This window comes from Vibrio sp. 10N.222.52.B12, from assembly GCF_002875385.1.
GTDB lineage: Bacteria > Pseudomonadota > Gammaproteobacteria > Enterobacterales > Vibrionaceae > Vibrio > Vibrio jasicida.
Genome location: NZ_MDAW01000001.1, coordinates 31949 through 53351, shown reverse-complemented (window position 1 = coordinate 53351; position 21403 = coordinate 31949). Strand labels below are relative to the sequence as shown.

Below are 21403 nucleotides of genomic sequence, written 5' to 3'. Positions count from 1 at the left end.
TCTTTTAATCAACAAGTTGATATACCGAAATGATCTCGAAGCATGTATGCTAAGGTCACTTGGGTATATGGCCTTAATAATAGACTCGTTTCCTACACCTGCGTCAGAAGAAAGCAAACCATTGATCTGCCTTTGTTAGAAAAACTCTTTAACGTCAGTGATTTGCAAATAGAAAGACAGGGAAGTAAAAATGGAAGAATTACTTATAGGAACTGCCCGAGTATTGGGTTCGCTTATTCGTTGGCTCATGTTTGAACTCATTTTAAATAGCGTTGTTTATCGTATTGGGTATGCGGGATTGTATATTCTGACGCTAGGTAAACGGCCTCATCGACCAGTATCATCAGAGATGAAAGGGCGAGTTCTTCTGTTTGGTATTGTGTTGTGTCTGTTGGTTTTTGCCTTACTTATATAGTTGCACTCTTAATTAGAGCCAGTAGGTAACAAGACAGAGATAGCTAGAAAAATAGAAAAGGCTCATCAGATGATGAGCCTTTAACCTATTAGGACGCCTTATCCATTGGCGGAGGGGTTTTGACCTCCTTTGATGGTGCTTCCTCTTCTGAAGCATCAATGAAGATCTCTGCTACGGCGCTGCGTTCTAGCTCACCTTGCAGGTTACCTTCGTCATCAACAACTGGGAGTGAGTAATCGCATGACATGGTATCAGGCAGAACTTGTTCAATAACCGTGTCTGGAGAGACAACAGGTACTTCCTCGTAAATCTCGTCATCCAACTCTTGCGCACCGTCAGTCTTCGCTGCGTCCAATAAGCTTTCTTTGGTGACAACACCTTGATAGCCTTCGTCGGTCACGTGGTAGGCATAATCTTGCTTCACACGCTTCATTTCGATGAGGGCTTCCTCGATAGTTGTTGCTGCAATGCGGTACGCTGGTGGCTGCATTACGGTTTCAACTGTGAGCGCGCGGGCACGGTTCACGTCTTTAACAAACGCCTCTACATACTCATCAGCAGGATGAAGCAGAATTTCGTCTGGAGAACCTTGCTGTACTAACTCGCCGTCCTTCAAGATCGCAATGCGATCGCCTAAACGAAGTGCTTCGTCCAAATCATGAGTAATGAAGATGATGGTTTTGTGCAGCTTTTCTTGCAGTTCGATAAGCTGATCTTGCATTTCACTTCGGATCAAAGGATCGAGAGCGGAGAAAGCTTCGTCCATCAATAGGATCTCTGCATCGGTTGCTAATGCGCGCGCTAGCCCCACACGTTGTTGCTGACCACCAGAAAGCTGGGCTGGATATTGGTTCTCGTAGCCTTTTAAACCAACGGTTTCTAACCACTCGTTCGCTTTTGCAAGGCGCTCATCTTTCTTGAAGCCTTGAATTTCAAGGCCGTAAGCAACGTTGTCTACGACAGTGCGGTGAGGGAGCAGCCCAAAGCGTTGAAATACCATCGACATCTTGTGACGACGAAATTCTTCCAACTCTTTTGGTGAAAGTTTCATCACATCGACACCTTCAACCAAAATCTGCCCCATCGTTGGGTCAATCAAGCGGTTGAAGTGGCGAATCATTGTCGATTTACCAGAGCCAGATAGACCCATGATGACAAAAATTTCGCCTTTATTGATTTGTAGATTGATGTCTTTCAATCCGACCGTATGACCCGTATCAGCAAGTATTTGGTCTTTGCTTTGTCCCTGTTTCACACGATCAATGACGGTTTGCGGTTTCGGGCCGAAGATCTTATACAGGCCGCTGATTTCGATAAGAGGCTTAGTCATGTTTCAGATCTCCTAAATGCGCTTGAGTGCGTTTCGCGTAGGCTTGTGATGCACGGTCGAATAAAATTGCCAATGCCACAATGGCCAAGCCGTTTAACAAACCAAGTGTAAAATATTGGTTGGTAATCGACTTCAATACAGGCTGACCTAAGCCTTTTACGCCAATCATCGAAGCGATAACGACCATAGAAAGCGCCATCATAATAGTTTGGTTAATGCCCGCCATGATGGTTGGCATTGCCAGTGGGAGTTGAACTCCAACCAAGCGTTGTTTCTTGCTCGCGCCAAAAGCGGTGGCGGCTTCAAGCACTTCTTTGTCTACAAGCTGGATACCAAGGTTGGTAAGGCGAATGACAGGCGGTATCGCATAGATGACCACCGCAATCAATCCCGGAATTTTACCGATACCAAGCAGCATAACGACTGGAATCAGATAGACAAAGGCTGGCATGGTTTGCATTACGTCCAGCAGTGGTGTTACGACGGATTGCACTCGGTTAGAGCGGGCCATCGCAATACCAATGGGGATGCCAAGGGCAATGGCGAGCATAGTACACACAGTAATGATGCTGAGTGTTCGCATGGTGTCTTCCCACATGCCGAAATAGCCAATGAGCAAGAGAGAGCCAAAGCACGCGACACCAAGTTTCCAAGATCGACTTGCTGCATAAACTAATGCAGTGCAGACGGCGAGAATGATCACCCAAGGGGTAGAGATTAGCAGTTTTTCGAACCAAACGAGGAATGAGAGTAATGGGTCGAAGAAGGATTCAATAAGGTCGCCATATTCACGAGAAAAATCACGGTAGGCACCATCGAGCGTTTTACGGATGGCTCTAAGATCGGAGCGATCCATCTCTGGAAATTCGCTCAGCCAGTTCGAGTCAGACATGTTTACTTCCTTTTCTTACCGAGGCTCTATTGAGCCTCGGCATACAACAAATGCGGTATTCCTATACCGTTTACGAAACGTCTAAGTCTTACAGTGCGCCTTGCACTTTTTTAGCTACGTCTTGAGGAACCCATGCGGTCCAAATTTGTGGGTAGTTTTCTAGGAAATGGAACATAGTTTCTTCACCGTCAGCTTGATTGTCTTCCATCCAAGCCAATAGCTGGTTCATGTCCGCATTCGTAAAGCCACGCTTAGAGAAGTAGTTATAAGCCTCAGGAGAACGTGAAGCGAACTCTTCTGTAGTAATGGTATGAACAGGTGAAGGTGGGTACATGGTTGGTTTTGGTGCATCACATTCAGGTTGAGTTGTACAGTTCACAAACTCTTCTAAATCGACGCCGCTACCGAAATCGACTTTCACCATGTCGTATTTCCCTAACACAGCCGTCGGCGCCCAGTAGTAGCCAAACCACGCTTGTTCACGTTCGTAAGCTTTTGCGATAGAACCGGATAGGCCAGCGCTTGAACCTGGGTCGATAATGTCAAAACCGGCACTTGCAAGATCCATCGCTCTGTATAAGTTACCCGCACTGATTTGGCAGTTCCAGCCCGCAGGACAACTGTAGAAAGCAGACTTACTTTTATCTTCTGGGTGAGAGAACAGCTTAGCGTGCTTCTTCACACCTTCGATGGTTTTCATTTCAGGGTATTGTTTAACCAGATAAGCAGGAATCCAGAATCCTTCTTCACCGCCATCAACTAGAGCTTTGCCGGCATAACGAAGGCGCTTTTCTTCCACACCTTTATCTAACGCATCTTTGAGACTGTTACTCCAAAGCTCAGGAGCAACGTCTGGTTGGCCTTTTTCGATCATTGAGGTGCCGGTTGGCATGGTGTCGCCAGGGATGAGTTCGGCATCACAGCCGTAGCCGTGCTCAAGAATAAAACGGTCCACGTTAGCAATCAGTGTCGCAGAGTTCCAGTTCATGTCTGCAATGGTAACCGTTCCACACTCACTTGCGTTTGCGTTGGTCGCTGCTAGCGCACCAATCGCTAGTAGTAAGGGAGTTTTGTACGTCATATTGAGTTTCCTTTCTCTAAATAGCCTACTTAGGGTAACTAATTAATCATTAGTGTTCAAACTAATGTATTAGATGAATTATAGTTTCAATTGTTAATTGGTGTGAATGTGTTCGTGAGAATTAGATGAAAATAGCCACATAAATTAAAGGTTTTTCTGATGTGAAGTGCGATGAATCGTATGGTGGTTTGTAATGCTGAGCGCTAATTTGTTAGATGTCTAAAGAATATTTCGCTTAAGCGTCGATTTTTGCAAACTAAGATATTGGCATATGCTAAAAACTGTAATTGGCATATGCCATAAACAGGTGTAATGTGAAGGCGTTATGTAGAGAGGTTGTCATGGCGAGACCAAAAATAGAAAGACGCATATGTGGACGTGCTGCACACCATTGTTTTAAACCCAATGGAGTTCCATTTTATGAACTCGAAAAAGTCGATATTTTGCCAGAAGAATTGGAAGCGTTGCGTTTGTCTGATTTTGAAGGGTTAAGCCAACAGCAAGCGGCCGAGCAAATGGGCGTCTCTCGCCAAACCTTCGGAAATACGGTGAAAAGCGCACGTTTTAAAGTTGCGAAAAGCCTAGTTGAGGGTCATGCATTAGTTTTTCCTGACCAGGAGTCAAACTCATGATTTATGCCATTCCAAACGACGGCGAACGCGTCGCCAACCATTTTGTCAAAGCACCGTATATTGCGATTTACTCAGATTCCGACGGTTTACTAAAGAACTTAGCAAACATCGCTTCTATGCCTCAAGCTGGCTGCAAAGCGAAGTCTCAGCTTATTCAATCCTTGCATGAGTACAAAGTCGATGCGGTCTTGGTTCGCAATATTGGTGAACGCGCTTTAGGCAAGTTACTAAGTAGTGGTAAGCAAGTGTTTAAGTTGTCTACTCGCAGTTCACTTGATGATGTTTTAGGAGTACCACGTTCACCTCTCACGGTTGCCACGCAGGGTCGACCTTCAACCAATCACGCCAAAAAAGACAGTTGTAGAGGTTGTAGCAGTAAAAGCAAAGAAGTGCCTTCGTTATTACTCAATCCCAAACCTCAATCAAAAAAAGCACTCATGGCGCTTCGTCCGGCTAAGCTTAAAGCATTGGTTTCTTCTTACGTGAAAGAGGTGAAGTAATGGTTTGGCTATTCACTTTTTTAGGTTTCCTAACCATCATTTTGTTGATGTCACTGGGCGTGATATTTCACAACAAACGTATTCAAGGCAGTTGCGGTGGCCTGAATAACGTGGGTGTGGATAAGGTCTGTAACTGCGAAATTACATGTGCTGAGAGCGAACGCCGTTTATATCAGATCCAAGAACCACGCTCGAAACGCTAGCGCTTGGCTCAAAGTTCGACGGCTTCACGTCATTTTAGTTATGAGCGTCTAATCCATTCAATGTATTTGCTAGCTTGTGTGTTGTCCGTGCAAACCAGTATTGAGCGAATTATGGAAATGAAATTAATATTGTCTAGAAGATCAAATTTTCGCTGGTCTATTTTTGCGCATTTTTTGTTCGCATCTACGCTTTAAGTTCGTCTTAATAAAGGAGAACCAAAATGGCTGTAATGAAACAGGATATTCCAAATCGCGTGACGGTTTACCATGACAATGTCGATCAGGAAAAAGAGTTGAAAAACGCGATGTTGCCAGAGAAACCTCGCTACTTTAACGGTTCTCCAACTTATCAGGCCGAAAGTGTGGAAGCGTTCGAAAGCAAGCTCAGCCAGATAGGTTTGTCACTTGATAAGTAATTTGATTAGTAATGAGAACGCCCTCTAGATTGAGGGCGTTTTTGTTGAAACCAGTGCTAACTTAACTTTACTGCGTTGCTTCGTCGCACACTTGTTTTTGTATGGCTGGTGGCGCTGGTTCGTAATGGCTTAACGTCATATTGAAACTGCCTTCACCCCCCGTTATTGAGCGCAATCGTCGGGCATAATCTTGCAGTTCGTTAACTGGAGATTTTGCTCTTAACATGGTGAAGTTCGCATCGATAGGCTCAGTACCCTCAATCAAGCCTCGGTTCCCTGAAAGATCGCCAGACACATCACCGACATTCGATGTTGGAATATGCAGTTCCATTTGAACAATCGGTTCCAATACAATTGGTCCGGCATTATTGATGGCGTCTAAAAAGGCTTTTTTACCGGCGATCACAAAGGCGATCTCTTTTGAATCAACCGAGTGGTATTTACCATCGTAAACCGTTACCTCGACATCTTTGATTGGATTACCAGAAATAGCTCCTTCTTCAAGAGCTTGTACAATGCCTTTTTCTACTGCAGGGATAAGTGAGGTTGGAATCGCTCCGCCGACCACTTTATTCACAAACTTAAAGCCAGTTCCCCGTTCTAGGGGGCGCACTTTTAACTGCACTTCACCAAACTGACCAGCTCCGCCACTTTGTTTCTTATGGCGGTAATGCCCTTCAGCAGGCTTAGTAATGGTTTCAAAATACTCGACACTTGGTTGGCTGGTTTCAACCTCCAGCTTGTAAACATTGAACATTTTCTCTAATGCCACTTTGAGGTGGAATTCACCCTGTCCACTAATGATGGTCTCGTTGGTGCGTGCGCGATGTTCAATTCTAAGCGATGGGTCTTCACTGGCGATTTTGTTAAGCACATCGCTGAGCTTTTGCTCATCGCCTCGTTTGATCGGTTTGAGACACAGTGAGTACATGGAATCTGGGAAGTTAAGTGTTTTAAGTTGAACGCCATCTTCTTCATGGGAGTCATGCACAATGGCATCAAACTCGAGCTCATCCACTTTGGCTAACACACAGAAATCACCCGCCAGCGCTTTAGGGATTTCACTACGGTCTTTGCCTTGCAATTGGTATAGGTGTCCGACTTTAAATGCTTTGTTGTTTTCGCCTATGTAGAGTTGAGAACCGGCATTTATTTCGCCTTGATAGACGCGCAAATAGGCTAACTTACCCATGTAAGGATCGACGCTGATTTTGTATACATGCGCGACGCTGCGTTCGAGTGCTTCACAATTTACTTTGACCTTTTTGCCATTTTTTTCAAGCAGTGGTGGGTTACCTTCATTTGGCATCGGCATGATTTCTGCCAACGTTCTTAAGAGCAGTTCGACGCCTGCGCCCGTTTCAGAAGAAACAAAACAAATTGGGATCACGTGTCCGGTTCTTAACGCTTCCTCAAATGGGTCGTGCAGTTGTTCTGCTGTCAGTTCTGAGCCTTGTTCGAGATAGAGTTCCATTAAGGCTTCATCGACCTCAATAACCTGATCAATCAGAGTTTCGTGAGCATCTTCAACTCGTGAAAGCAAAGTGTCACGTTCTAATTCTGGCTCAAAATAACAGTCGACCACGGATTTGGCATCGGCTGAAGGTAAGTTGATTGGTAAACAGTTATCGCCAAAATGCTCAATGATGTTTTCCATCACGGCTTCAAGCTTATTACCGTGATTGTCTAGCTTGTTGATGATGATCATCTGGCATTTTTGTTGCTGTTTCGCGAAGGTAAATAAGCGATCAGCTGTTTGGTTGATGGGCATTTGAGGGTCGATGATCAACGCTGAAGTTTCCACGGCAGGGAATACGCTGAGCGTGCGTCCGAGTAATTCGTTCTGTCCCGGAGTGTCGATGAGATTAAGGCGATGTTTATTCCAACTTAGGGCGACTGGGGTGGCTTCGATACTGTGTTGATATTGGATGGATTGTTGGTCGAAATCGGTCACCGTATCGCCTTTTTCCACACAACCTAAATGGTTGGTAGCTTGGCAGGTGTAGAGCAGTTTTTCTATCAGTGTGGTTTTGCCGGTACCCGTTTGACCGACAAAGGCGACGTTGCGGATCTTATTGATAGGCATAGAGCCTCCTTGCAAATGACGTGCGAAACCGAGTGAGCCTTTAGCGGCCAATCAACGGTTCCAAAGCAAACCTGATATCAGGCACGAACTGCATTGGAGTAGGGCGGGTTTACCGCCTTTTCGTCTTCCATGTCATTTTTCGGATGACTCTATACATACAACCACCACCTTGCTGAAAAAGCGCATTAGAGGTTACTACGGTATTAGCATGCCGTAATAACCCCGTAATTTATGTGACTTATTTCATGCTGACGGTGATTGTTTTTTAATCTAGGTCATGAAATGGGTGATGGGGTGATCACTGATCCTTTACAGGACGATTTCACCTTCTCGATATACCAAAGCAGGCTCAACATCTTGACCCAGTAAAACCGGACCATCTAAGTCGACCACTTTCGATTGAACAGCGATAGGTAGTGCTGCTCGCATCGCCAATGAAGTGCCTAGCATGCAACCAGACATCAAGGTAAAGCCAAGGCGTTTCGCTTCTTCTGCAAGCAGTAGGGCTTCGGTTAGACCACCCGTCTTGTCGAGCTTGATGTTGACCATCTCGTATTTGCCTACCAATTCATGCAATTGTTGGCGCGTATGGCAACTTTCATCGGCACAAAGTGGAATAGGGTGCGAAATGTCTTTTAGCTTGTCATCGTCATTCGATGGCAAAGGTTGCTCAATCATTGCGATATTCAATGGCGCTAGCGCGGCAAAGGTGGCGTCTAAATCCAGTTCTTGCCATGCTTCGTTCGCATCCAGCACGATCATCGCATCGCCTGCCGCTTCACGAACTGCGCGAACACGCTCAATCACTTGTTCGCCATCGAGCTTCACTTTAAGTAGTTTTGCGCCTTGTTCGATATAACTACGGGCCTGGTTTGCCATTGCCTCTGGCGTGTTAATCGACACAGTCATCGCAGTGACAATCGATGCTGGCAGTTCAAATAAATCTTGAGTGTGTTGCTTGCCCGCTAGCTTAGCTTGTAAGTTCCACATCGCACAGTCGAGTGCATTACGTGCCGCACCACCAGGGAGAAGGGTTTGGAGCTTTTCTCTGAGGGAGACAATATTCGCATCACCTCCGGCAAACAAACCTTGCAATTCATGGGCGGCTTGAAAAATGGCTTTGATCACCGATTCCACCGACTCGCCGTAACGGGGATAAGGCGTACATTCACCTTGGGCGCTGATGCCGTTCTGCTCTATGGTTACTCGCACCACGTGACATTCGGTTCGACTGCCACGGGAGATACGGAAAGGCGTCGCCATCGCAATGGTGACGGGCTCTACATGAATTTTCATCGCGTCTACAATCCTTAAATCGCAACTTAAATCGCAATAATGTGTTGAGCAATTTGCTCTACGCCAAAACGCACAGGATCGGTCACTGGTACTTGGTATTTCTCAGTCCAGTCTTGGCAAAGCTGTGCGGCATCATCTTCACTGATTGCAGAAGTATTCAAGCAGATTCCGACAAGACGTGTGTCAGAGTTTGTTAAACGTGCAGCTTGTAAATTCGCTTCGATGGTTTGTTCAATCGTTGGCAACTTAGCATGAGGAAGGTTGCGAATGTGCGGGCGACCGATCTCGTGACACAATACCAAAGCGTCTGCTTGTGCGCCGTGAAGCAAGCCTAAACTCACGCCAGCAAAAGACGGATTGAATAGTGAACCTTGCCCTTCAATGATGTCCCATTTATGGTCTGTAAACTCAGGGCTAATGGCTTCCACCGCACCAGAGATAAAGTCCGCGACAACCGCATCAATCGAAATACCACTGCCCGCGATTAAGATGCCTGTTTGACCTGTGGCCTTGAACTCAGCTTTACAACCAGATTGCTGTAAGGCTTTCTCAATAGCGAGGGCTGAGAACATTTTGCCAACCGAGCAATCGGTGCCAACCGTTAGTAAGCGTTTACCTGAGCGCGTCTTACCATTGCCCACTTTCAACGGTTCATCGTAATGGCGTACATCGTGCAACTTGGTTAAGTCACGTTGCTGTAAGTCATTCAAAGGCGCAAATTCAGAAAGACGTTGGTGCATACCTGATGCAATTTCAAACCCCATTTCCGCTGCCTCTAGTAATGTCGCCTGCCATGATTCAGGAATAACACCACCAGGATTTGCTGTGCCAATCACCAAGGTTTTTGCACCTTGCTGCTGAGCTTGATGCAGCGTCATATCTGTTAAACCTAGGGAGACGGTTTCTGACGTAAGGCGAAGTTGCCCTAAGCAAATTTCAGGACGCCATTGATGAATGCCTCGCGCGGTTTTTGCGGCGAGTGGGTCGGTGACGTCGCCGAGAAATAGTAAGTAAGGTTGAGCGATTTGCATGATGGTTCCCTCTGTCATTCAATATGTTTTCAAACAATACGTTTTCAAGTAATGGCGTTTTCAAACAATGTAGCCAGTTTGAAGAGGGAAGCCGAATGCCTATTTGTTGCGCACCTATAACTTGAAGTTATGGACAAAGGTAAGCACTAACTTACTGATTCACCTTATGCTTTACGGAATCAATAAATAGCTTGGTAGAAATGGACTGTGGGGTGTGCTCGGCAAATAAGATTGACACTGAAAACGACAATGTAGGAGAGAGTGAGCGCACGCTGACTGCTTCATCATGCTGATATTGTTTTGCGGTCCAAGGATCAACAATGGCGAAAACCGCGTGGTGTTTGACTAACTCTGCCGCAGCCGCGTAACTGCGCACCGTAATTGGATGTTGGTAGTGTTCGTCGCGAGCGGTTAAGGTTTGGTGCAGCAATAAACCAAGCGGGTCACGACTGTCCAAGCCGATGATTGGCAAGTCGTGCTGAATCAAATCATCAAACGAAATGGTCTCGTCGTCCGAATTGAGCGCTTCTTTTGGCGCAATTAGAACAAGTTGTTGCTTAAGTAAAACCTCACTCAAAATCGCGGGAGGGGCTTCTTCACCAAAGGCAATCGCCACATCCAATTCGTGCTTAAGCAAGCCTGAACATAGCTCATCACGGTTTGCCGTTAGTAGTTCAAACGAGATACCTTGTTGCTTGGAAAGAGTGGCAACGGTTGGAGCAAGCAATTGGGAAGCCAATACGGGGGGAGCTCCAACTCTCAAGTGTTGAGTGCCTTGTTTCACCTTATTGGTGAGCGAGCGAAATTGGCCGAGTTGCTGATAGACCTTCTCTGCTTCTGGTAACAGTGCTTTGGCTTCTTGCGTTGGCACCAAGCGACCTTTGACGCGTTCGAATAAAGTAAAGCTAAGTTGTTGTTCCGTATGCGCAAGCACCCGAGTGACGTTTGGTTGAGAGACATGTAACAAACGTGCAGCGCCAGAGACTGTTCCGGTTTGCATGATGGCATAGAAGACTTCCAGTTGTCTTAAGTTCACTGCGCTTTCCTTTGCGTTTATTGAGCAAGATGAGAATCTCTAATTTACTTCATTAAGGATTGCATCTCTATATGGATGTGCGGTTCTGGTTTGTGAGAGGAAATCATATCGCACCAAGCATCGTTGAAATGATTGTAATTTCTTCGTTTTTGTCTGCTTGAATATGTTAACGTGGTGTAACTTTGAACCTCAAGCATACTTGAGGTAAAGCACTTTTAGAAAAAGGATGAAGAAATGGAAATCAGCGTAGGCGAGGTGGCAAAGCGCTCTGGAGTGAAGGTATCAGCGCTGCACTTTTATGAGCAGAAGGGATTGATTTCAAGCTGGAGAAATCAAGGTAATCAACGTCGCTACCATCGCAGCGTACTTCGTCGTGTGGCTGTGATCAAAGCAGCGCAGCAAGTTGGATTGTCGTTAGAAGAGATCAAAGTGGCATTAGAAGAGCTGCCCAAGCATCAAGCACCAAACAAGCAGCAATGGGAAACCATGGCCAGTCATTGGCATGAGCAGTTAGAACAAAAGATTCAAAAGCTCAAAGCGCTACAAAACGATTTGGGAGGTTGTATTGGTTGCGGGTGTCTCTCACTAGAAACTTGTGCATTAAGAAACCCAGAAGATGTGCTCGGTAAAGATCATGCTGGCTCGAACCTGACCCTCGACGAACAAGAGTCATAACAACGGCTGAGCTGGTTATTCCTTATCGAAACTATCCACCACAATCGCGCCCATTGAAGCAGGCATAGTAATCACAATCACCCGTTTGAGGGCGATAAGTGGGTCGGTGAATAAAGGAAGTTTGTTGATGCAGAATAGCACTAAAGCCACCACCACAGCGGCGATGAAGTAGGCAATTACCACACGAAAGATGAAAACGGCAACGCGCGTTTTTATGTTGCTTTGAAATACGCTTTGATAAGCGAAAAAACCTAAGAAGAGTACCGACAAGCTGAATAGCATCAGCAAATTCAACATCGGCAAGCTTTCACCCAAGCGCCACGCTTCTTCCGAGAAAGAAATTGGGACGGCGAGAGCAAAAGCGCCAACTAAAACTTGGCTGGCATCTTCGAGGTTAAAGTGGCTGCTCATGCTTGAGACTCAGGCGTGCTGCTTGCTAAGAGCTGATCAAAGCGCTCATTGCCGTGAAGCAGCTCGAGATCTTGTTCTTCCGCTAACAGATCGCGAATGGAAGGGCTGGTATCAATCGCACGCTCTAAGTCTTCAATCGCTTGCTCTTCAATCCCTAAACGAGAGTAGGCACAAGCGCGTTGGTAAAGGGCTGGGCCGTTCGTATCGTCCACTTCCAGAACTCTGTTACATAAGCTCAATGCCCAGTGGTACTCTTTGATTTCCATTGCTGCGTCTGCTTTGTATGTAAGTGCTTCTAAATCTCCAGGTCGAACTAGTAAGATCTCATCGTAAATATCGATACGCTGCTCAGGTGTTTGTGAGCTTTGTGCACGCAACCATAAGTTGTGGATTTCGTTGATTTTCTCAATCTCTTTGTTGTTCTCACTGATGATACGCGTTTTGCGTTTTAAATCGCGTTCTAATTCTAGGAATTTTTTCTCATATTCTTGAGCAATTTTTTCGAGGCGTTTGTCCGCCATTTCTGTGGTGTTGTTCTTAAATTCGCGAAGAGATTGCCAACCAACAAAGGCGATCAAAGAAGCGACACCAGCAATGATGTAGAAGAAGTAAGTGACCGTTACGTTGGCGTAGTTCAACGATTTGTCCGCGACAGTCAGTTCACGATCGGTGATTTCGACGATCATTCGTCGCTCCAGATCTTGTTGTTCCTGACGCAGTGATTTCAGTTCATCGAGGATGTAGCGTTCCATCAATGGTCTGTCTAGCATCTCGGACTCTGAGTATTTTTCTTCTGATGCAAGAGTTGGAAAGGAGAGCAGAGCAGCGAAGAAGATGCCGATGAATAAGCGCATAGAACGTCCTTTTGCGTCGAGAATGGATGGATCTCTGAAACCATAGCAAATACAGACTAGGTTTAGCAAAAATCAGATGAAAAATGCTTGTTTTATAAAGTGTTCTGATGGGCTCATATCTTGTTCTTTTGATCATGAATGGATACTCTTTCCGGTTAGTAAAGCGATGGAAAAGCAGAGCCAAGGAACAGAAGTATGGACGCCAAAGCACAAGCTTATCTTACCCATTATATGGAGACGCTCTCTGAACAAGCGCAAGCAGCGATTCCCTCAGTAAGCGCTGATTATTATTGTGCTGACGAGTACAACGCCAATACTTGTGCTGAGCTGGTTAGAATTGGCCAGAAAACGGCCTCTTGTAGTATGGAGCTCTGGTACAGCGAACACGGAGAGGTGATGCCTCAAGTCGGGCACTTACAAGTGGTGACCAATTGGGGCGGCGAACCTGTTTGTATTATTCAAATTACAGACGTCAGTACCTGCCGATATTCGGACGTGAGTGAAGAATTTGCCCAAGCTGAAGGGGAGGGCGACCGCTCGATAGCTTGGTGGCGAGAAGCGCACACTAAATTCTTTAAAGCGGAATGTGAGGAGCTTGGCATCGAGTGGCACGATCAACGTTTATTGGTGCTTGAGCGTTTTAGAGCGGTTTACCCTATATCCAAGTAACCCAACTACAAAGGTTTGGCGCGTTGCCAAGCTTTTTCATTAAATACGATGATTTACGCCAATTGTTCTTGGCTATAGAGTTGTTGGAGCAGCGCTTGCCATTCTTCTCTTAATACGCCGTATTTGATGGAGTCGTAGTACTCGCCTTGGTAGTAACGTACTTTACGAATCCGGGCTTCCTGTTGCATGCCAAGCTTTTCTGCGCAACGCATCATTCTTGGGTTACCAGACCACGTTGTTAAACCAACTCGTGCTATGTCTTGGGTTTCGAATATATGGCTAATCCAAGGTACTAGCGCACAAAACCCCAACCCTTTGTCCCAAGAGTTTGAATCGTAAATGACGATGCCAGCTTCAAGCCAGCGAGTGCTCTCACATTCCCAATACCAACTCACTGAACCAACGGGCTTACCTTCGAACTCAATCAATAACATGTCTTCACCTTTCAGTAGGCGTTGAAAGGTGTGGTTACGAAAGCCTTCTAATGTCGGTGTTTGATAAGGGAAGTAAGGACCGTTGAATTGCGCCCAGCGTTCATCCTCAGTGATGAGCTTATAGAGCGCTTTGGCTTCTTCCGGAACGGCTCGTCTTAATGTGACGCCTTGGAAATGGTACATAACACTCCTTTTAATACGAATAAGAGTAACGAATTAACGTTTGACCGCAGTGACGCTGAACATGTGCCAATGTTTTGCATTGCCGAGAGCAGTGCTGCCATCTTCATCCCGCTCATGGAAGTGGAGAATGTCATATCCTTCAAACAATGCTTCGACTTGCTCTCTGGTGAACGCACTGATGTCTGGATGCGTTTTGGCTTTGACCCAAGAGTCTTTCACGCCCAGTAAATCCCCACAAAAAACACCGCCGGAGACTAAGGCTGAGTCGATTCTTCGCCACACGCTTTCAAAGTGCTCACTAGGGCAAAAGAACAAACTCGCACTGGCAATGAACAAGCTGCATTGCGGGTAATCAAAGTCACTAAAGCAAGACTGCGATATGGAAAAGTTAGGATTGCCTTCGAAACGCGTCAAGCAAGTTTCCACCGCATCTTGATGAGTGTCAAACGCGTAAACGGTAAAGCCTTGATTGAGGAGGTAGTTGGAATCTCGACCGGTACCGCATCCTGCATCAATGGCGATTTTGTTGTCGAGCGTAAGCAGATTGGCGGCACGTTCTACGTTTGGTCGGTGAGGTTGGCTCGCAACCTTTTGATAGTATTCGTTCCATGTTACTGACATTGAGATTCCTTTCTTATGCGTAAAAAACGCTACTCAGTGTTGAATAGCGTTTTGATTTAGACTAGTTGACTTCATCTTTCGCTGGGAAGCTAAAGCTGATCCTCGATTGGCAGGATGCCCGAGAACCAAGCGCCCATTTTTCTCCACACACTGGCTTCTGGCTCTGAATCAAATTCTTCGCCTGTAGCTTGATCAATCCATGCGATATCACCATCTTTGATGATGAGTTGATAGGCATTTTCTTTCAACTGCTCTGGCAAAACGGTTTGTTGTTTTTGCACGTACTCTGGTTGCTCTATAACTACGCCCATCTCTGTATTGAGCTCAGCCGAACGCGGATCCCAGTTCATCGAACCTACAAACAAGGTTTTCCCATCGATCATCATGGCTTTGGCGTGCAGACTCGCTCGGCTGCTACCGGTTAAGCTCCATTTACTTTTAATTTTCGCACTGGCTTTTACTTCCCAAAGTTTAATGCCCGCTTTGACCAAATCTTCTCGGTACTTGGCGTACCAACCGTGCACAGCAAATACATCGTTTGATGCCAAGCTATTCGTCACGATGGTGATATCTATCCCGCGTTTTGCCGCATCAGTCAGAGCTTTTGTTCCGGATTCTGTCGGCACAAAGTAAGGGGAAATTAGAACAAAAGAATCTTCAACGTTCTCAAGGAGTTCACCTAAGTTTGCGACCAGTTGGCTTTCTTGAGTGGCAATCTTATCGGGTAAATCGAACCATACTTGGCCTTGTCCCCAATACAGTTTCAGTTTGCCTTGTTGGAGCTCCTCGTACAGGTCTAACTCTTTGAAGTTATAGGGACCGGTAGAAAACTTCTCTTCCAATTTGAGTTTTTTTACTTGCGCTTGAATCGTATCGTCTGCCACTTTTTCAGACTCAGGCACAATCCATTCCATTGGGATGGCATAGAGACTATTCCAATACAAATCGAATTGGTCCGCCGTTTGCGTCACAGCCTCGCCATAAAGCATCAAATCGAAATCACCAAACTCGACATTGGACTCGAAAGAGAAGTATTCATTACCAATGTTTCTGCCGCCGACAATGGCAGACACACTATCGGAAATCAGAGCCTTGTTGTGCATGCGACGATTAAGGCGGTCAAAGTCACTTGCCAGTGCAAATACACGCGCATCTCGATATTGGTGTGGGTTAAACAGTCGGATTTCGATGTTTGGGTGAGCGTTCAGCTCTGCCATTCCTGCATCGTTTCGCTTTTGCATGTCATCTAGAAGCAGGCGAACGCGTACACCACGTTTTGCTGCTTCATACAAACGCCACGTCATTAGCTGACTGGTTTCATCACTGCGGTAGATGTAGTACTGCAAATCTAGGCTTTTTTCGGCAGATTCAATCAGTGCGATTCGAGCTAATAGCGCATCGTTTCCCTGATTAAGAGGGTAAAAGCCAGTGTCTGAGTTCGGGTCTTTGTCGTAGCTTTCAAAAAATTCTGCCAAAGATGAGTCGCTTTGATACCCGAACTGAAAACTGGTGGATTTCTCACTTGGATCTCTTGGCTGAATTGAGGAGCAAGCCGAGACAAGTACAAGCATTGAACCGAGTAAGGCTTTAGAGAGAGAACGTAGCAATGCACACTTCCTTGTTAAGACACAACGTAACTCTTTGATTATATATCAAGCTTTAAATCTGGGTAACGCGAGTGATTGTAGCCAAGTCGCAGATTTCTTAATAAAGCAACCGAATCGGAATGACTCGATATGGTTTTTGGAAAGCATATTATTCGGGCGGACAATATCATGTTTTTTACTTATGTTTTGCTCGGAAATGGTCAATATCACTAATATCTGGTGGTAATTACCAACACTGCACTGAGAAAAATTACCGTTTCAGCTTAACTTATTGATATTTAAAGGGTAAACGTTTGGCATGACGATTGCGTATAAACAGTGAGCGTGAGAGGTCGTAACTTGCGGAGATGGTTAAGTTTTTGTTAATTTTATTAACTTGCCATGGATAGTTCTTTTGTGATTGATAATCGCGAAACACAGCGGAAGCACGGCGCTCTTATAAAGTTGTCTATTTCAGATGCAAACACTCACTGTTTGTCCGCGGGGAGTAGGAGTTTGGGTTATCGAACGTTCCGTTTGTTAATTCAGCTCTAAGGCGAAGGCCTGACGGGGATGAACAGGAGAATACAAAAATAAAAAAGGATTTTTGATGTTAGCAAAACCAGTATTACGTTGGCTTTTACCCTTCGTCGTAGTTGGTGGTTCTTATGCGGGTTATGCCGCGATTGCCGCTACTGCGCCCGAAAAAGAGTCAATCAAAGACACCATTACTGAACCCACAGTACAAACCTCTTCACTTTTTCCTACCGATCATAAAGTTGTTATCACCAGTCACGGTGAAATGCGTCCATTCGAAAAAACGCACTTAGCAGCGCAAGTTAGCGGCGAAGTGATCAGTTGGCACCCAAATTTTGTGACGGGTGGAATCGTAAAGCGTGGTGAAGTGTTATTCACGATTGAAAGTGATAACTATGAAGCAGCTGTTCTACAAGCAGAAGCGGGCTTGGCAAGTGCACGTGCTGCGTTGATCGAGGAACAAGCCAAAGCGGAAGTCGCAAAACGCCAAGCGAAAAAGTTAAGCGACAAGCAAGTCACAGACCTTTACCTACGCAAGCCCCATGTCTTGAGTGCTCAGGCGCAAGTTAAGTCTGCACAAGCAGCGTTGAAGCGAGCTAACCGTGACCTAGAAAACTGTAAAGTGATTGCGCCATACGATGCACTTGTTGTTGAGCGTGATATCGGTGTGGGGCAGTTTGTCTCTTCCGGCTCTCGCGTTGCAACCTTGAACAATATCGAAGTGGCGGAGATCCACGTTCCTATCGCTGGTTTTGACAGTGCATTCCTTCCTGAATCTTTGAAAGAGCTACGTGCGACTGTAACCCAGCAAGGCATTCTATCGACGACGCGTGAAGGTAAAGTGGTTCGTGATCTCGGCATGATCGACAGCGCGACGCGCATGATCAATATGGTGATTCAAGTTCGTGACCCGTATGGTCTAGACAACAATCAGCCACCTATTAAGTTTGGTTCATACGTTGAAGTGAGCTTTACCGGTAAAGAACTCAAGCACATTTATCGTCTCCCTCAGGAGCTAGTTAAGAACCGCACCGTTTGGGTCGTGAATGGCGAAAACGAACTGCAACCGAGAACCGTCAATGTACTTCGTGCAGAAGGTGAGTTCCTACTTGTGGGGGAAGGTCTTGAGCAATCAGACAAGCTGGTTCTGACGTTACCTGAGTACCCGCAAAAAGGCATGGCTGTCCAAGTCGCAAAAAAGAATGACGACTCCGAAACCGTCGTACAGTAAGTAGGAGTCAATCATGGAAGAGAATCAACAAAAGGGCATCATTGCCTATTTTGCGAATAACTCTGTCGCCGCGAACCTAATGATGGTGTTCATCATCGTGATGGGTATCGTGAGCTTCATGTTCATTCAACGACAAATGTTCCCGAACGTTGAAGTTAACTACATCAACATTCGAGCGGCTTATCCTGGTGCCTCTCCGCAAGAGATTGAAGAGAGTATCTTGGTTAAAGTCGAAGAATCGATCAAAGACGTCACTGGCATCAAAAAGACCGTGGCACGAGCTTCTCGAGGCAGCGCTTATGTATCGATAGAAGTGGATGTGAATGCTGACATCAAACGCGTATTGGACGATGTAAAGCAACGGGTAGATACCTTATCTAACCTTCCTGCAGGCATGGAACCCATCAACGTTTATCAGGTGGAATGGCGACAAGAGGTGATAGAAATGGGCTTGGTGGGCGATAGACCACTGGAAGAGCTCAAACCTATCGCTAAACAAGTCGAAGACGAATTACTGCAACTGAAAAATGTCATGCTGGTGGATCTCAATGCACCAGAAGAAGAGATTGCTATCGAAGTTGATCCGCTGATTCTTCGTAAATATGACTTAACATTAAGTGATGTGAGCAACGCGATTCGTCGTTACTCAGCGAACTTTTCTGCAGGTGAAGTAAAAACCAACGCAGGCATGATCGCAGTACGTATTGAGAACCAATACTACCGTGGTGATGAGTTCCGCAATATTCCAGTTAAGCTTGGCGCAAACGGTGCAAAAGTTCTGCTACAAGACATCGCAACGATTAAAGACGGCTTCACAGAAGAAGACCGTTACTTCGAATACTCGGGGCAAAACGCGATCTACATGGCGGTTCAAGCCACGCGTGATCAAAACATCATCCCAGTTGCTGAATCCGTTCGTAACTACATCGAAGCAAAGAACAAAAACTTACCTGATGACATTCAACTGAAAGTTCTCGTTGATATGACCTACTACCTAAATGGTCGTCTCGACATGATGCTGAAAAACCTTCTTCAAGGTGCCGCGTTGGTTGCCATCATGCTCTCGGTATTCCTTCGTTTCCGCTTAGCAATGTGGGTGATGTTGGGGCTACCAGTGTGTTTTTTAGGCGCAGTAATGATGATGCCAATGCTGGGTATCACCGTGAACATTGTGTCTTTGTTTGCCTTTATCATGGTGCTCGGTATCGTGGTGGATGACGCCATCGTAACCGGGGAAAGTGCCTACAGTGAGATCGAAGAGAAGGGCGGTGGTGTTGAGAACGTTGTGACGGGTGTTAAGCGTGTCGCGACTCCGGCAACCTTTGGTGTGTTAACCACGATAGCGGTGTTTGCCCCATTCCTACTCTCAAGTGGGATTGATAGTGCCTTCTTCTACGGCATTGCGGGTGTGGTGATCCTGTGTCTAATCTTTAGTTTGATTGAATCGAAGCTGATTCTTCCCGCTCACTTAGCGCATACTAATTTCAAACCGATTAAGCCTGGTGGTTGGCGTGATAATTTCAACAAGCGCTTCTTCGGCTTTGTTAATGGTCCTTACCGAAGCTTCGTTAAGGTTTGTACTCATTGGCGTTGGACCGTGTTTGCCTTTTTCTGTGGTCTGTTGTTGATTAGTGCTGCTTTAGTTAGCTCGAACTACGTGCGTGTGATTCCAAGCCCGAAAGTACCAACGGATTATCCGGCGATTACGATCGAGATGAATGACACGGTATCGAGCGAGCAAACCATCAATGCGTTAAAAACCATTGAAGGCGTGATGCAGAAAATCGAAAACCAGATCATTGATGAGCATGGTCAGGGGATGATTCGTGATGTGCTTTCTTATAACCGAAGTCGTACTGAAGGTCGTATTCTTGTACCGCTTGTGGATGAAGAACTGCGTCCATTCAATACCTTTGAACTTGCACGTCGCTGGCGTGAGGCAATGCCAGTTATTCCGGGCATGAAGAGCTTTAAGATCCGCGAGCAAAGTGCAGGTGGCGGTGACCGCGACGAGTTTGGCTACTTGCTGTTTGGTTCGGACATTAACGAGCTAAACGAAGCGGGTCGATACTTGATTGGTCGCCTCCAGCAAGAAGAAGGTCTGTACGATATTTCTTCGTCTATCGATTCCGGTAGTAAAGAGGTACTGCTATCACTAGCTCCTGTTGCTTATGATTTGGGCTTGGATCTCACGATGATCGCAGAGCAAGTGGGTGGCAGTTTCTACGGTGGTGAAGCGCAGCGCATTATTCGTGATGGCGAAGAAATTAAGGTTATGGTGCGTTACCCGCAACTGACGCGTGAAGCCTTCTCATCACTGCGTTACGCTGTGATTACCACACCAGCAGGCAAAAAGGTCATGCTTGGTGATGTGGTGAAGATCAACGAGCAACCGGGTGTGAGTACCATTCGACGTGAAGGCGGTTATCAAACCGTTTATGTCTATGGCTCTATAGATGAAGAGTTGGTTGAACCTCAAGAAGTCGTGAAAGTTATCGACGACAACATCTTACCGGACATGAAGCAAGCCTTCCCAAGCGTGAAAACGGAATTGGGTGGTGACATCGAAGAGCAAGCTGCGCAGCGTAACGAGCAAATCATGTTCTTCATTGCAGGCATGATCATCGTATACATCTTGCTGGCCGTGCCGCTTAAGAGCTATACCCAACCGCTTATCGTCATGTCGGTGATTCCGTTTAGCTTAACGGGCGCGATTTGGGGACATTTCTGGCTGGATATGGACATCAGCATGATGTCGACATTTGGTTTAATCGCGGCAGCGGGTGTGGTTATCAACGATTCTTTGGTGATGACAGATTACGTTAACCAAGTGCGAGAAAAAGGCATGAGCATTAAGCAGGCGGTTGTTGAAGCTGGCTGTGCACGTTTTCGAGCGATCACGCTGACGTCAATTACCACCTTCGCTGGTGTACTTCCTATCATGTTTGAAACCAGTTTGCAGGCGCGTTTTGTTATTCCGATGGCGGTCGCGCTTGGTTTTGCCGTTCTGTTTGCAACTGTCCTTACCTTGATTCTGGTACCTTGTTTGTACCTGATGCTAGAGGATATTAAAAACATCTTCCGCATTATTAAACGATTCTTTGGTCGCTTGATAGGTAAGTTCAAATCACAGTCATCAAACACTGTCGGCAACGAAAGCACGCAAAGCTAGTTTCACCTAAAGCGGAAATCTAAGCAGCCTTCGGGCTGCTTTTTTGTGCCTTAAGCGAACTGAAATGGACTATCTATACTATAAGTTGAGTGAATGGTTAAATATTCATAAA

The 21403-nt window shown here is 45.9% G+C and carries 21 protein-coding genes; 9 read left to right on the top strand and 12 right to left on the bottom strand.

Translation table 11 applies throughout. The features are described 5' to 3' along the window. Positions 1 to 190: 190 nt before the first annotated feature. Positions 191 to 415 carry a hypothetical protein gene (locus BCT11_RS00230; protein WP_102386822.1) on the top strand — a complete coding sequence of 75 codons (225 nt, stop codon included), beginning with the start codon at positions 191 to 193 and terminating at the stop codon, positions 413 to 415. Positions 416 to 503: 88 nt separating this feature from the next. Here the strand turns inward: BCT11_RS00230 and BCT11_RS00225 are convergent, their stop codons facing one another. The 3 genes from BCT11_RS00225 to BCT11_RS00215 all read right to left on the bottom strand — a co-directional run bounded on the left by BCT11_RS00225 (position 504) and on the right by BCT11_RS00215 (position 3718). Further along, entirely contained in the window at positions 504 to 1745 is a 1242-nt protein-coding gene (locus BCT11_RS00225) for a glycine betaine/L-proline ABC transporter ATP-binding protein (RefSeq protein WP_102386821.1), read from the bottom strand. Beyond that, positions 1738 to 2637 carry a proline/glycine betaine ABC transporter permease gene (locus BCT11_RS00220; protein WP_102386820.1) on the bottom strand — a complete coding sequence of 300 codons (900 nt, stop codon included), beginning with the start codon at positions 2635 to 2637 and terminating at the stop codon, positions 1738 to 1740. The genes BCT11_RS00225 and BCT11_RS00220 overlap by 8 nt, the downstream gene beginning before the upstream one ends. A gap of 88 nt (positions 2638 to 2725) precedes the next feature. Next, positions 2726 to 3718, bottom strand: coding sequence for an ABC transporter substrate-binding protein (locus BCT11_RS00215; RefSeq protein ID WP_038864971.1), 993 nt, complete (start codon positions 3716 to 3718; stop codon positions 2726 to 2728). Positions 3719 to 4059: 341 nt separating this feature from the next. On the opposite strand from BCT11_RS00215, the gene BCT11_RS00210 reads away from it, so the two are divergent. The 4 genes from BCT11_RS00210 (at position 4060) to BCT11_RS00195 (ending at position 5469) form a co-directional block, all read left to right on the top strand. Continuing rightward, a complete protein-coding gene (locus BCT11_RS00210) occupies positions 4060 to 4350 on the top strand; it encodes a DUF134 domain-containing protein (RefSeq protein ID WP_038876592.1) in 291 nt (96 codons plus the stop codon). After that, entirely contained in the window at positions 4347 to 4850 is a 504-nt protein-coding gene (locus BCT11_RS00205; protein ID WP_042602078.1) for a NifB/NifX family molybdenum-iron cluster-binding protein, read from the top strand. Before BCT11_RS00210 ends, BCT11_RS00205 begins: the two co-directional genes overlap by 4 nt. Further along, the gene (gene nqrM, locus BCT11_RS00200) at positions 4850 to 5053 is read left to right on the top strand and encodes a (Na+)-NQR maturation NqrM (RefSeq protein ID WP_038876596.1); all 204 of its coding nucleotides are present in this window, start codon (positions 4850 to 4852) and stop codon (positions 5051 to 5053) included. The genes BCT11_RS00205 and nqrM overlap by 1 nt, the downstream gene beginning before the upstream one ends. 221 nt (positions 5054 to 5274) lie before the next feature. Continuing rightward, positions 5275 to 5469, top strand: coding sequence for a hypothetical protein (locus BCT11_RS00195; protein WP_038876598.1), 195 nt, complete (start codon positions 5275 to 5277; stop codon positions 5467 to 5469). 67 nt (positions 5470 to 5536) lie between these two features. On the opposite strand, the gene fusA is transcribed toward BCT11_RS00195, so the two are convergent. The 4 genes from fusA to BCT11_RS00170 all read right to left on the bottom strand — a co-directional run bounded on the left by fusA (position 5537) and on the right by BCT11_RS00170 (position 10918). Continuing rightward, positions 5537 to 7555, bottom strand: coding sequence for an elongation factor G (gene fusA / locus BCT11_RS00190; protein ID WP_102386830.1), 2019 nt, complete (start codon positions 7553 to 7555; stop codon positions 5537 to 5539). A gap of 309 nt (positions 7556 to 7864) precedes the next feature. Further along, positions 7865 to 8851, bottom strand: coding sequence for an N-acetyl-D-Glu racemase DgcA (dgcA, locus tag BCT11_RS00180; protein WP_102386819.1), 987 nt, complete (start codon positions 8849 to 8851; stop codon positions 7865 to 7867). A gap of 26 nt (positions 8852 to 8877) precedes the next feature. Then, a complete protein-coding gene (gene dgcN / locus BCT11_RS00175) occupies positions 8878 to 9882 on the bottom strand; it encodes an N-acetyltransferase DgcN (RefSeq protein WP_102386818.1) in 1005 nt (334 codons plus the stop codon). A gap of 151 nt (positions 9883 to 10033) precedes the next feature. Further along, complete coding sequence (locus BCT11_RS00170; protein ID WP_102386817.1) at positions 10034 to 10918, bottom strand: LysR family transcriptional regulator; 885 nt, start codon at positions 10916 to 10918, stop codon at positions 10034 to 10036. A 234-nt stretch (positions 10919 to 11152) separates the two neighbouring features. On the opposite strand from BCT11_RS00170, the gene soxR reads away from it, so the two are divergent. Then, positions 11153 to 11593: a redox-sensitive transcriptional activator SoxR gene (gene soxR / locus BCT11_RS00165; RefSeq protein WP_005441477.1), complete on the top strand. Its 441-nt coding sequence runs from the start codon at positions 11153 to 11155 to the stop codon at positions 11591 to 11593. Positions 11594 to 11608: 15 nt separating this feature from the next. Here soxR and BCT11_RS00160 read toward each other — a convergent pair whose 3' ends face one another. Both BCT11_RS00160 and BCT11_RS00155 read right to left on the bottom strand, forming a co-directional pair. After that, the gene (locus tag BCT11_RS00160; protein ID WP_005441475.1) at positions 11609 to 12004 is read right to left on the bottom strand and encodes a DUF2391 family protein; all 396 of its coding nucleotides are present in this window, start codon (positions 12002 to 12004) and stop codon (positions 11609 to 11611) included. After that, positions 12001 to 12858, bottom strand: a complete 858-nt coding sequence (locus tag BCT11_RS00155; protein WP_102386816.1) for a hypothetical protein — start codon at positions 12856 to 12858, stop codon at positions 12001 to 12003. The genes BCT11_RS00160 and BCT11_RS00155 overlap by 4 nt, the downstream gene beginning before the upstream one ends. 195 nt (positions 12859 to 13053) lie before the next feature. Here BCT11_RS00155 and BCT11_RS00150 point away from each other — a divergent pair, with 195 nt between their 5' ends. Next, entirely contained in the window at positions 13054 to 13527 is a 474-nt protein-coding gene (locus BCT11_RS00150; RefSeq protein WP_102386815.1) for an ASCH domain-containing protein, read from the top strand. 53 nt (positions 13528 to 13580) lie between these two features. On the opposite strand, the gene BCT11_RS00145 is transcribed toward BCT11_RS00150, so the two are convergent. From BCT11_RS00145 to BCT11_RS00135, 3 genes are all read right to left on the bottom strand, one after another. Next, positions 13581 to 14144 carry a GNAT family protein gene (locus BCT11_RS00145; RefSeq protein ID WP_038876617.1) on the bottom strand — a complete coding sequence of 188 codons (564 nt, stop codon included), beginning with the start codon at positions 14142 to 14144 and terminating at the stop codon, positions 13581 to 13583. Between the two features lie 33 nt (positions 14145 to 14177). Then, positions 14178 to 14765 (bottom strand): class I SAM-dependent methyltransferase, encoded by a 588-nt coding sequence (locus BCT11_RS00140; protein WP_054755512.1) that lies wholly within the window; start codon positions 14763 to 14765, stop codon positions 14178 to 14180. Positions 14766 to 14854: 89 nt separating this feature from the next. Then, complete coding sequence (locus BCT11_RS00135) at positions 14855 to 16372, bottom strand: phospholipase D family protein (protein ID WP_102386814.1); 1518 nt, start codon at positions 16370 to 16372, stop codon at positions 14855 to 14857. A gap of 589 nt (positions 16373 to 16961) precedes the next feature. Here BCT11_RS00135 and BCT11_RS00130 point away from each other — a divergent pair. Then, positions 16962 to 18119, top strand: coding sequence for an efflux RND transporter periplasmic adaptor subunit (locus tag BCT11_RS00130; RefSeq protein WP_009706355.1), 1158 nt, complete (start codon positions 16962 to 16964; stop codon positions 18117 to 18119). 13 nt (positions 18120 to 18132) lie between these two features. Then, positions 18133 to 21291, top strand: coding sequence for an efflux RND transporter permease subunit (locus tag BCT11_RS00125; protein ID WP_102386813.1), 3159 nt, complete (start codon positions 18133 to 18135; stop codon positions 21289 to 21291). Positions 21292 to 21403 lie beyond the last annotated feature (112 nt).

Bases quoted from the DNA above. Each gene is read 5' to 3' on its own strand.
- BCT11_RS00230 (WP_102386822.1), top strand. From the start codon at position 191: ATGGAAGAATTACTTATAGGAACTGCCCGAGTATTGGGTTCGCTTATT.
- BCT11_RS00225 (WP_102386821.1), bottom strand. From the start codon at position 1,745: ATGACTAAGCCTCTTATCGAAATCAGCGGCCTGTATAAGATCTTCGGC.
- BCT11_RS00220 (WP_102386820.1), bottom strand. From the start codon at position 2,637: ATGTCTGACTCGAACTGGCTGAGCGAATTTCCAGAGATGGATCGCTCC.
- BCT11_RS00215 (WP_038864971.1), bottom strand. From the start codon at position 3,718: ATGACGTACAAAACTCCCTTACTACTAGCGATTGGTGCGCTAGCAGCG.
- BCT11_RS00210 (WP_038876592.1), top strand. From the start codon at position 4,060: ATGGCGAGACCAAAAATAGAAAGACGCATATGTGGACGTGCTGCACAC.
- BCT11_RS00205 (WP_042602078.1), top strand. From the start codon at position 4,347: ATGATTTATGCCATTCCAAACGACGGCGAACGCGTCGCCAACCATTTT.
- nqrM (WP_038876596.1), top strand. From the start codon at position 4,850: ATGGTTTGGCTATTCACTTTTTTAGGTTTCCTAACCATCATTTTGTTG.
- BCT11_RS00195 (WP_038876598.1), top strand. From the start codon at position 5,275: ATGGCTGTAATGAAACAGGATATTCCAAATCGCGTGACGGTTTACCAT.
- fusA (WP_102386830.1), bottom strand. From the start codon at position 7,555: ATGCCTATCAATAAGATCCGCAACGTCGCCTTTGTCGGTCAAACGGGT.
- dgcA (WP_102386819.1), bottom strand. From the start codon at position 8,851: ATGAAAATTCATGTAGAGCCCGTCACCATTGCGATGGCGACGCCTTTC.
- dgcN (WP_102386818.1), bottom strand. From the start codon at position 9,882: ATGCAAATCGCTCAACCTTACTTACTATTTCTCGGCGACGTCACCGAC.
- soxR (WP_005441477.1), top strand. From the start codon at position 11,153: ATGGAAATCAGCGTAGGCGAGGTGGCAAAGCGCTCTGGAGTGAAGGTA.
- BCT11_RS00160 (WP_005441475.1), bottom strand. From the start codon at position 12,004: ATGAGCAGCCACTTTAACCTCGAAGATGCCAGCCAAGTTTTAGTTGGC.
- BCT11_RS00155 (WP_102386816.1), bottom strand. From the start codon at position 12,858: ATGCGCTTATTCATCGGCATCTTCTTCGCTGCTCTGCTCTCCTTTCCA.
- BCT11_RS00150 (WP_102386815.1), top strand. From the start codon at position 13,054: ATGGACGCCAAAGCACAAGCTTATCTTACCCATTATATGGAGACGCTC.
- BCT11_RS00145 (WP_038876617.1), bottom strand. From the start codon at position 14,144: ATGTACCATTTCCAAGGCGTCACATTAAGACGAGCCGTTCCGGAAGAA.
- BCT11_RS00140 (WP_054755512.1), bottom strand. From the start codon at position 14,765: ATGTCAGTAACATGGAACGAATACTATCAAAAGGTTGCGAGCCAACCT.
- BCT11_RS00130 (WP_009706355.1), top strand. From the start codon at position 16,962: ATGTTAGCAAAACCAGTATTACGTTGGCTTTTACCCTTCGTCGTAGTT.
- BCT11_RS00125 (WP_102386813.1), top strand. From the start codon at position 18,133: ATGGAAGAGAATCAACAAAAGGGCATCATTGCCTATTTTGCGAATAAC.